We start from the raw sequence: 10,067 nt of genomic DNA, 5'->3' as shown, positions 1-10,067 counted from the left end.
GCCGGCTTCACAAGGAAGCTGGCTCATCAGTCCGGCGTGCTCCGCCGTGCTGGTAGGGGCGCATTATAGGGAGCCGCGCCGCGATGACAAGAGGAAATCTGCGAAAAATGGCACTTTTTGCCGTTTAGCGGTTCGAATGCCTATTTATCAAACAAAAAGCCCCGCATCTGCGAGGCTCGAGCCAGCTACGGCGCGGAGTTGCTATCTTTTTGACCAGAATTCACGAGCAAAGCGGCGCACCTTTTCCCAATCTGTAAACTCGAGGTCCTTGCTGGTATCGGTACTGCCACCGGTGATCTTCATGATCAGCTGAATGATGCGGGTCTGCCACCAGTTATAGCGGGAATATTGCAGAGCGCCGGCGAACACTCCCAGAGTTCTCGGCTTCCAGGGGGAGAGGCGCAGGAACTTCTTCATATAGGCATTGGTCTGCGGCGTCTGCTTCTCCGGCTTGCGCGCGGTCAGGTTGACACAGAAGAAGGCCGCATTGGCCACTTCCAGCTGTTCATGATGGGCATGAATAAAGCTGAGCAGGCTGGGATGGAAATTGCCGTAACGAATGGAGGCACCGATCAATACCTTCTTGAACTTGCTGAGATTGCACATGGGCAGAGTGTGCAGGTCATGCATCACCACCTCGCAATCCGGCATCTCCTCCAGCATGACATCCACAATTTTCCGTGTTTGCCCATCCCGAGAGGAATAAAGCACCAAAATCTTGTCCATACCTACCTCAACTACGCCAGAATGCGGGGGTAAACAGTACCAGAAGCGTGAAAATTTCCAATCGGCCGAACAACATGGCCAGGATCAGTATCCATTTTGCCGCCGCGCTGGTACCGGCAAAGTTGGAGGCCACATCACCCAGACCCGGCCCCACGTTGGTGAGGGTCGCCGCCACCGCCGAGAAAGCGGTCACCTCGTTCATCCCGGTAGCAATCAATGCCAGCATGAACAACACAAACAGAATGATGTAGGCGGCAAAGAAGCCCCACACTGCCTCAACAATCCGATCCGATACCGCTTTGCGCCCCAGCTTGAGGGTATAGACAGCGCGCGGATGCACCAACCTCTTCAACTCCCGTACCCCCTGCATGAACAGGATCATGAAGCGCATCACCTTGATGCCGCCACCGGTACTCCCGGCGCAGCACCCTATAAAGGAGGAGAACATCAACATCATCGGCAGTATGGATGGCCAGTCGGCATAACTGGTGGTGCTGTAACCCGTGGTGGTACCCAGTGATACCGACTGGAACAGGGCGTGATTGAGAGTCTCCTGCCAGTTTTCGTAGTGGTTATGCTGCAGCAAAACGGTGGCGCAGAACAGAAACAGAAACAGCTGGATCCCAAGAAACACCTTCACCTCAGGGTCACGCAGATAGCTAAGCAGGCGCACCGGAGTGTGAGTGAAGACCATGAAGTGCAGACCGAAGTTGATACTGCCGATCAGCAGGAAGCACACTGTGATCAGATTGATGACCGGACTGTTGAAGAAGCCGATGCTGGCATCATGGGTGGAGAAGCCACCGATGGAGAGGCTGGAGAAGGAGTGACAGATGGCGTCGAACAGTGTCATACCGGCCAGCCAGTACGCCAGGGCGCAGAGCATGGTCAGCAACAGGTAGATAAACCAGAGCGCCTTGGCCGTCTCGGCGATACGTGGCGTCACCTTGGTATCCTTGACCGGCCCGGGGATCTCGGCGCGGTAGAGCTGCATGCCCCCGATGCCGAGCAGCGGCAGTATGGCGACGGCCAGCACTATGATCCCCATGCCCCCCAGCCATTGCAGCAGCTGGCGGTAGAACAGAAACGCCTTGGGCAGATTGTCCAGCCCGGTCAGTACCGTCGCCCCCGTAGTGGTCAGGCCGGAAAAAGATTCGAAGAACGCCTCTGAGACCGACATGTCCGGCACATCGCTCATGATGAAGGGAACGGCCCCCACGCTGCCCAACACAGTCCAGAACAGCACCACAATAAGAAAGCCCTCTTTCGAGCGCAGCTCCTTCTTGTGGGAGCGGTTGGGAAACCAGAGCAGCACACCTAGCAATAGCGCGATGAAAAAGGAGCTGACGAACTCGGCACCACCACCATCCCGATAACCAAACGCAACCATGGCAGGCAACAACATGGTCGAGCTGAACAGCGCAACCAGCAGGCCAACGATGCGAATAATGCTCAGAATGTGCATTCCGGCTCCCTCTTCAGGCTAAAAGAGCGATGGATTCTAGCCATCTAAGGAGCGAAGGGATACCCGTCCATGGGTTCGGTCGGTCAATTCCCGATCAACCTGGGCCCAAATAGAGGATTCCCACGCGACCCGCAGGGTGACGCGAGCACCGTAATCGGCATCCAGCAACTGGCCGTGGTGGTAGCCGAGCAGCGCCTCCACCACCCCCATATCGGCATAGTCACACTGGATGAGAGAGGGAGTCTGCTGGCGCTTGACCCTAGTTTCGAGCTGCTTGAGCGCGGCCCCCACGCCACCGCCATAGGCCTTGACCAGACCACCGGTGCCCAGCAGCACACCGCCGTAGTAACGTACCACCACGGTGGCTATCTCACCCAGTCCGGAGCCCATCAGCTGGGCCAGCATGGGCTTGCCGGCCGTCCCCGAGGGCTCGCCATCGTCGCTGAAACCGTAAACCTGGCTGTCGTGTGGTGGACCGGCGACAAAGGCCCAGCAGTGATGCCGGGCCCCAGGGTGTTGCTGCCTTATCTCATTGATCCACGTCTTGGCGGCCTCGACCGTCGGTGTGTGCGCGATCAGGGTGATGAAGCGGCTCTTCTTGATCTCTTCACTCAACGCCAGCGGCACGGCCGGAATGGCATAGTCTGCCGCCATCAGAGTCCCGCTTGCCTGGTCAGGTTCTCCACCCCGTTGGCGTGCAACACTATGTTGTCCTCAATGCGGATGCCGCCAAACGGACGCAGCGCCTCCACCTTGTTCCAGTTGATCCGCTTGCCCTGCTCGCTCTGACGCAGCGGCTCCAACAAGCTGTCGATGAAATAGAGGCCAGGTTCTATGGTGAACACCTGGCCCACCTCCATCACCCGGGTGCAGCGCAAATAAGGAAACTGTTCGGGAGCAGCAAGGTGAGTGCCGCGCTCATCCTGCATAAAACCACCGGCATCGTGCACCTGCAGGCCCAGGAAATGACCCAGACCATGGGGGAAGAAGACGTTGGTCACCCCGGTGTGGATCATCTCATCCACTGACATGTCCACCAGCTCGACCGATTGCAGCAAGCGCGCCAACCTGTGATGCATCTGCAGATGCAGCTCGCTGTAACGGCGACCCGGTTTGATCTCCTCGATGATCTCCTGCTGCTGTGCATCCAGCGCCGCGATCAGATCGGCAAACTCGCCACGACGCCAAGCCCAGGTACGGGTAATGTCGGAGGCATAGCCGTGAAAATCCACCCCGGCATCGATGAGGAAGGAGTAGCGCTCCACATCCGGCACTCGCAGCGCAGAGAGGTGGGTGTAATGGAGGATGGCCGCATTGCGGTTGATGGCGACGATATTGCCGTAGGGTGCCTCATTGGCCCCCTGCCCGACCGCCTTCATGTAGGCCAAGTTGATCTCGAACTCGCTCGCCCCCGCCATGAAGGAGTCCTTGGCCGCGACATGGCCACGTACGCCGATGCGGTTTGCTTCGCGCAGGCACTCCAGCTCATAAGGAGTCTTGTAGGCGCGGTGATAGTGCAGATAGTTGAGCACGGCTTCCGGATTGAGCTGACCCAGCCCCAGCAACTCGGCCACCTCAAGGTGGCCGCCCAGATAGGCCCACTCCTGCTTGCCGGCGGGCAGGTGATCGGCAACCTGCTCCGGCCTCGTCAGGAAGCGGATATCGAAGAAATCGACCCAGAAGGCATTGGGCAAATCCGCCACCTTGTGCCAGAAATCCACCGGCCGGTAGAACAGCAGCACCGGCTTGTTCACGCCATCCACCAGCAACCAGCAGTGGGGGTTGTCCAGCACCGGCAGCCAGGCCTTGAAGTGCGGATTCACCTTGAAGGGGTAATCCTGGTCGTCGAGAAAGATGCGGTGGGTCTGGCCGGAGTGGATGGCCAGGCCGCTGAGCCCCTGCTGTTGCAGTATGTCGCGGGTGCGCTGCTGCAAGGTATCTAGGTGCTGGGCAAAAAGTTGGCTGTAGCTGCTCATGGCGTCCTGCTCCGGGAGAAATGTGATTTCAGCATAACATCAAGCGAATCAAGGCTCGAACCGTCAAGCTATCGCTTCGTGAGGTAACGCATACGTTACAAGGCTTTTGTTATGAAACAAAAACCAACCATTAACAAATAAAAAACAATTCAATACACTGCCGGTAGATACATGCAGTCAGGGACTACTCATGCACAACCTTTGCCTGTGGCAACCGGATCAGGAGCGGATTCAACAATCCAACCTCCAGTACTTCATGGCCGAGGTCAACCGCTTCCACGGCCTGCAACTGCACAACTATACCCAGCTCTACCAGTGGTCGGTGGAGAAAACCACCCGTTTCTGGCCGCTGGTGTGGCAGCACTGCGGCGTCAAGGGTGAGCTCGGCAACATAGTGGCGGAGAACCGCCAGGACATGCAGCGCACCCGCTGGTTCCCCGACAGCCGGCTCAACTTCGCCGAAAACCTGCTGCGCCGCCAGGATGACGCGCCAGCCATCATCTCCCGCATCGAAGGGAACCCGAGCCAGACCCTGAGCTGGCGCGAGCTGGCGGATCAGGTTGCCAAACTGGCCCAGTGGCTACGCAGCCAGGGTATAGGTCGGGGCGACGTGGTCGCCGCCTATCTGCCCAATATCCCGGAAACCGTGGTGGCCATGCTGGCAACCACCAGCCTGGGCGCTATCTGGACCTCCACCAGCCCCGACTTTGGCGAGGCCAGCGTGGTGGAGCGTTTCGGCCAGACCCGGCCGCGGGTGCTGTTTGCGGTAGACGGCTACCGCTACAACGGCAAGGCCATCGACATTCAGGACAAAGTGGCGGGCGTGGTCGGCCAGATCGACAGCATAGAGCAGACTGTGCTAATCCCGCTGCTCGGCAATCCCCTGCGGCTTGGTCACGACTGGCAGCACGTGCTGGCGAGCCAGCCGGATGCCGTCCTTCGCTTCGAGCCCATGGGCTTCAACGATCCGCTCTACATCCTCTATTCGTCCGGCACCACTGGCAAGCCCAAGTGTATAGTGCACGGCATAGGCGGCACCCTGCTGCAACATCTGAAAGAGCACCAGCTGCACTGCGACATTAAGCCGGGAGAGCGGGTGTTCTACTTCACCACCTGCGGCTGGATGATGTGGAACTGGCTGGTGAGTGCGCTCGCCTCCGGCGCGACTCTGGTGCTCTATGACGGCTCTCCCTTCTACCCGGACGGCAACGTGCTGTGGGATCTGGCGCGCGACGAACAGGTTACCCTGTTTGGCACCTCGGCCAAGTATCTAGATGCGCTGCACAAACAGGGCTATGCACCCATCAAAACTCATGAATTACCACAGCTGCGCCTGATCTGCAGCACAGGTTCGGTGCTCTCGCCGGAAGGGTTCGACTACGTCTATCAGCAGGTAAAGCAGGATGTGCAGCTCAGCTCCATCTCGGGCGGCACCGATATCTGCTCCTGCTTCGTTATCGGCAACCCCATCAGCCCGGTCTATCGCGGCGAGAGCCAGGGACGCGGCCTCGGCCTCGCGGTGCAGGTGTTCAACGAGGCAGGCCAGCCGGTGCAGGGCGAGAAGGGAGAGCTGGTCTGCACCAAGCCGTTCCCGGCCCAGCCCATCGGCTTCTGGGGCGACGACAGCGGCGACAAATACCATGCCGCCTACTTCGAGCGGTTCGACAACATCTGGTGCCACGGCGACTGGATTGAGCTGACCCCGACCGGCGGTATTCTGTTCTACGGCCGCTCCGACGCCACCCTCAACCCGGGCGGCGTGCGCATCGGCACCAGCGAGATCTATCGCTATGTCGAGCAACTCGACGAAGTGGAGGAGAGCATCGTCATCGGCCAGCAATGGCAACAGGACGAGCGGGTGGTGCTGTTCGTCAAGCTCAAGCTTGGCCTGCAACTGGACGAGCCCCTGCGCGAGCGCATCCGCCAGCAGATCAAACAGCACTGCACTGCCCGCCACGTGCCCGCCTGCATCCTGCAGGTGGATGCCATTCCCCGCACCAAGTCCGGCAAAATCGTCGAACTGGCGGTGCGGGAAGTGGTGCACAACCGTCCCGTCAACAACACTCATGCACTCGCCGATCCCGAGGTGCTGAACCAGTATCGCAATCGGCCGGAACTGGCCCGTTGATAAACAACTCACATTCAGAGCAGGCGCCGCAAGGCGCCTCTCTTTCGCCCGCTTTGTGATGAGGAGCTTTTACTCGAGAACTGTTAAACAAATGTTTTAAATAGGTGTTGAAAATGTCTTCTTTTGGATCAATAGTGAGCCTCGCCCCCTGCTGGGGAGAAAGGAGCAAAGCCCCCCACCGCGTGGGAACAAGGAGACACTCTCATGATCTACCAAGGCGAAACCCTGTCGGTCAGCTACCTCGAAAACGGCATTGCCGAACTGAGGTTTGATGCCCCGGGTTCAGTCAACAAGCTGGATCGCGCTACCCTGCTCTCACTGAGCGAGGCGATCGCCGCATTACAACAAGAACGTGAACTAAAAGGTCTGATCCTCACCTCTGGCAAAGACGCCTTCATCGTCGGTGCCGACATTACCGAATTCCTGGAACTGTTCGATCTGCCGCAAGAAGATCTGCTCGGCTGGCTGAAAAAGGCCAACGACATCTTCAGCGCCATCGAAGATCTGCCGGTGCCGACCCTCTGTGCCATCAAGGGCCATGCCCTCGGCGGCGGCTGCGAGACCATACTCTCCACCGATTTTCGTCTGGCCGACACCAGCGCCAAGATTGGCCTGCCCGAGACCAAACTCGGCATCATGCCGGGCTTTGGCGGCACGGTTCGTTTGCCGCGCCTCATCGGTGCCGACAACGCGCTTGAGTGGATCACCACAGGCAAGGATTACCGTGCCGATGACGCCCTCAAGGTGGGTGCCGTCGATGCCGTGGTCGCTCCCGAGGCACTGCACAGCGCCGCCGTGCAGATGATAAAAGACGCCATCGCGGGCAAGCTGAACTGGCAGAGCCGCCGCGCCGCCAAGAAGGCCCCGCTGCGTCTCTCCAAGCTGGAAGCCATGATGAGCTTCAGCACCGCCGCCGGCATGGTTGCCGCCGTGGCGGGCAAACACTATCCAGCCCCCATGACGGCGGTGAAAACCGTCGAAGCCGCCGCCGGCATGAGCCGTGACGAGGCGCTCGTCGTCGAGGCACAGGGCTTTATCAAGCTGGCCAAGACAGACGTAGCCAAGGCGCTGGTCGGTATCTTCCTCAACGATCAGCACATCAAGGCGCTGGCCAAGAAGGCCGCCAAGCAGGCAGCCAAGGCCACAAGCCACGCCGCCGTGCTGGGTGCCGGCATCATGGGTGGCGGCATCGCCTACCAGTCTGCCAGCAAGGGCATTCCGGCAGTGATGAAGGACATCAACGAGAAGGCGCTGGCGCTCGGCATGGGCGAAGCCACCAAGCTGCTCAACGGTCAGCTCGAGAAGGGCCGCATCGATGGCATCAAGATGGGCCAGGTGCTCTCCGCCATCACCCCGACCCTGAGCTATGACAACGTCAAGCACGTGGATCTGGTGGTCGAAGCCGTGGTCGAGAATCCCAAGTTGAAGGCCGCCGTGCTGGGTGAAGTGGAAGGGATCATCGGTGACGACGCCGTGCTCGCCAGCAACACCTCCACCATTCCCATCTCCCTGCTGGCCAAGGGGCTGAAGCGCCCGCAGAACTTCTGCGGCATGCACTTCTTCAACCCTGTGCACCGCATGCCGCTGGTGGAAATCATCCGCGGCGAGCAGACCTCCGATGAAACCATCAACCGCGTGGTGGCCTACGCTGCCGCCATGGGCAAATCCCCGGTAGTGGTCAACGACTGCCCGGGTTTCTTCGTCAACCGGGTGCTGTTCCCCTACTTCTTCGGCTTCAACAAGCTGGTTGCCGATGGTGCCGACTTTGCCGCCGTCGACAAGGTGATGGAGAAGGAGTTCGGCTGGCCGATGGGCCCCGCCTACCTGCTGGACGTGGTCGGCATCGATACCGGTCACCATGCCGGTGATGTGATGGCGCAGGGTTTCCCGGCTCGCATGAGCAAGGAAGGGCGCACCGCCATCGACGTGATGTACGACGCCAGCCGCTTCGGTCAGAAGAATGGCAAGGGCTTCTACGCCTACGAGCAGGACAAGAAGGGCAAGCCGAAGAAGGTGGCCGATGTGGCCGCTTACGAGCTGCTGGCCCCCATTGCCAAGCCGAAACAGGATTTCGACAAGGAAGCCATCATAGCCCGCATGATGATCCCCATGATCAACGAGGTGGTGCTCTGCCTGGAAGAGGCCATAGTCGCTACGCCGGCCGAAGCCGACATTGCGCTGGTCTATGGCCTGGGCTTCCCTCCCTTCCGTGGTGGCGTGTTCCGCTATCTGGACACCATAGGTCTGGATCGTTACGTGGCCATGGCCGACCAGTATGCCGATCTGGGCCCGCTCTACCGCGTCAGCGACAAGCTGCGTGAAATGGCTGCCCAGGGCAAAACCTTCTACTGATTGCGGAAAGGAGATCCATTCATGAAAGACGTAGTCATTGTCGACTGTATCCGGACCCCCATGGGCCGGTCCAAGGGCGGCGCCTTCCGCAACGTGCGTGCAGAAGATCTGTCCGCGCACCTGATGAGCTCCATCCTGCTGCGCAACCCCAACCTAGACCCGAACGAGATCGAAGACATCTACTGGGGCTGCGTGCAGCAGACCCTGGAGCAGGGCTTCAACATCGCCCGCAACGCGGCCTTGCTGGCCGGCATTCCCAAGCAGGTAGGGGCGGTCACCGTCAACCGTCTGTGCGGATCCAGCATGCAGGCACTGCACGATGCCTCCCGCGCCATTCAGGTGGGTGACGGGGACATCTTCATCATCGGCGGCGTCGAGCACATGGGCCATGTGCCCATGAGCCACGGGGTCGACTTCCACCCCGGCATGGCCAAGTCGGTGGCCAAGGCCTCCGGCATGATGGGGCTGACCGCCGAGATGCTGGGCAAGCTGCACGGCATCAGTCGCCAGCAGCAGGACGAGTTTGCCGCCCGCTCCCACCGCCGCGCCTATGCCGCAACCGTGGAAGGGCGCTTCGCCAGAGAGATCGTCGGTCTGGAAGGGCATGACGCCAGCGGTGCCCGCTTCTTCTACGACTACGACGAAGTGATCCGCCCGGAGACCACGGTCGACACCCTGAGCCAGCTGCGCCCTGTGTTCGACCCGGTCAACGGCACCGTGACCGCCGGTACCTCCTCGGCCCTGTCCGACGGCGCCTCCGCCATGTTGGTGATGAGCGCAGATCGGGCCAAGGCGCTGGGGCTGACCCCACGCGTCAGGGTGCGCTCCATGGCCGTGGCAGGCTGTGATGCCGCCATCATGGGTTATGGCCCTGTGCCGGCCACCCAGAAGGCGCTCAAGCGTGCCGGTCTGACCATAGGTGACATCGATCTGGTCGAGCTGAACGAGGCGTTCGCCGCCCAGTCACTGCCTTGCGTCAAGGATCTGGGACTGCTTGACGTAGCGGAAGAGAAGGTCAACCTGAACGGCGGAGCCATCGCGTTGGGCCACCCGCTGGGCTGCTCTGGCTCGCGCATCTCCACCACCCTGATCCACCTGATGGAGGAGAAGGACGCCACCCTGGGTCTGGCCACCATGTGCATAGGTCTGGGCCAGGGCATCGCCACCGTGTTCGAACGGGTGTGATGTCAACGGCTCGCCCTCACTGCGACAGCGAGGGCGAGCCAGAATTGTCTCTTTTGGGGTTGGCCTTGCCGGCCCGTCATCGAGTCTGTGGAGATCGCCACACGGGGTGATCGCCTGTCGTCGGAATCTGCGTGTTGGCCGCCCCGTTTGGGTCGGCCTTTTTTATTTACGGGACGCGATATGGGAGGATATTGCCCATAACCTCACATTAGATGGGGGGCTTGCTTGCTTTTTG

Annotated in this window: 7 protein-coding genes; 3 read left to right on the top strand and 4 right to left on the bottom strand. The window is 60.2% G+C overall.

The features are described from left to right. Positions 1-201: 201 nt before the first annotated feature. Genes hemG through pepQ form a run of 4 tightly spaced genes read right to left on the bottom strand, consistent with a single transcriptional unit; the run spans position 202 to position 4,167 of the window. Positions 202-726 carry a menaquinone-dependent protoporphyrinogen IX dehydrogenase gene (hemG, locus tag ACW5XD_RS19835; protein WP_456496357.1) on the bottom strand — a complete coding sequence of 175 codons (525 nt, stop codon included), beginning with the start codon at positions 724-726 and terminating at the stop codon, positions 202-204. A 7-nt stretch (positions 727-733) separates the two neighbouring features. Beyond that, entirely contained in the window at positions 734-2,191 is a 1,458-nt protein-coding gene (locus ACW5XD_RS19830) for a TrkH family potassium uptake protein (protein ID WP_456496356.1), read from the bottom strand. 36 nt (positions 2,192-2,227) lie between these two features. After that, on the bottom strand, positions 2,228-2,845 hold the full coding sequence (locus tag ACW5XD_RS19825; protein WP_456496355.1) for a YigZ family protein: 618 nt from the start codon (positions 2,843-2,845) through the stop codon (positions 2,228-2,230). Further along, complete coding sequence (gene pepQ, locus ACW5XD_RS19820) at positions 2,845-4,167, bottom strand: Xaa-Pro dipeptidase (protein ID WP_456496354.1); 1,323 nt, start codon at positions 4,165-4,167, stop codon at positions 2,845-2,847. The genes ACW5XD_RS19825 and pepQ overlap by 1 nt, the downstream gene beginning before the upstream one ends. Positions 4,168-4,357: 190 nt before the next feature. Between pepQ and ACW5XD_RS19815 the strand changes: the two genes are divergently transcribed. The 3 genes from ACW5XD_RS19815 (at position 4,358) to fadA (ending at position 9,832) form a co-directional block, all read left to right on the top strand. Further along, positions 4,358-6,295 carry an acetoacetate--CoA ligase gene (locus ACW5XD_RS19815; protein ID WP_456496353.1) on the top strand — a complete coding sequence of 646 codons (1,938 nt, stop codon included), beginning with the start codon at positions 4,358-4,360 and terminating at the stop codon, positions 6,293-6,295. 204 nt (positions 6,296-6,499) lie between these two features. Continuing rightward, positions 6,500-8,647: a fatty acid oxidation complex subunit alpha FadB gene (fadB, locus tag ACW5XD_RS19810; protein ID WP_456496352.1), complete on the top strand. Its 2,148-nt coding sequence runs from the start codon at positions 6,500-6,502 to the stop codon at positions 8,645-8,647. A gap of 21 nt (positions 8,648-8,668) precedes the next feature. After that, positions 8,669-9,832, top strand: a complete 1,164-nt coding sequence (gene fadA, locus ACW5XD_RS19805; protein WP_456496351.1) for an acetyl-CoA C-acyltransferase FadA — start codon at positions 8,669-8,671, stop codon at positions 9,830-9,832. Positions 9,833-10,067: the final 235 nt, after the last annotated feature.

It is taken from the genome of Aeromonas enterica (assembly GCF_054052465.1).
This window is presented reverse-complemented; position numbering and strand designations above follow the sequence as displayed.